Source organism: Aureispira sp. CCB-QB1, assembly GCF_000724545.1.
Classification (GTDB): domain Bacteria; phylum Bacteroidota; class Bacteroidia; order Chitinophagales; family Saprospiraceae; genus Aureispira.
The window spans coordinates 1-522 of the sequence record NZ_JHBV01000097.1 but is presented as its reverse complement, the minus strand read 5'-3'; the positions used below and the strand labels follow the sequence as shown (position 1 = coordinate 522).

The window sequence follows — 522 nt, the reverse complement described above, 5'->3', positions numbered from 1 at the left end:
ATCGTTTGTCAAAACATTATCATTTAATGTTGTTCCTTTGTCTACAAACTCTTCATCATCTATCGCATTGGTACTGTTGTACACCCTTGGCAAAACGTCAATGGTTACCGTTGTTTGTTCGCAGGTAATGGGTGCTCCGTCATCACAAGCCGTGTAAATATATTCTACCACACCTATGAATCCAGCAACAGGATTAAATGTATACGTTCCATCTCCATTTTGAATTAAAGAACCTGCTGTTGATACTGGATTTCCATTTCTATCTACTCCTCCAATTGTAGTTAATGCGCCTATCCCTACAGTAGCATCAACAACGCCATCACCGTCTGTATCTGTTTGAATGTTTCCTGTTACCAAAATATTATCACCATCTGGATCATTGTCATTCGAGATCACTTGACCGCTTACCGACACACCATCATACGTTGTATTGACATCGGGTGCTAAAGCCAATTCTCCATTGTCTGTCGTTGGAGCAGGTTCTACATCAATAGTTACTTTGGCTTCTGTACAAGCTTGCGG

The 522-nt window shown here is 40.8% G+C and carries 1 protein-coding gene; it reads right to left on the bottom strand.

What is annotated here, in order from left to right; all coding sequences use genetic code 11:
• Positions 1-522: cadherin-like domain-containing protein (locus CG11_RS30580; protein ID WP_197043967.1), on the bottom strand; the 522-nt coding region annotated here is incomplete at both ends.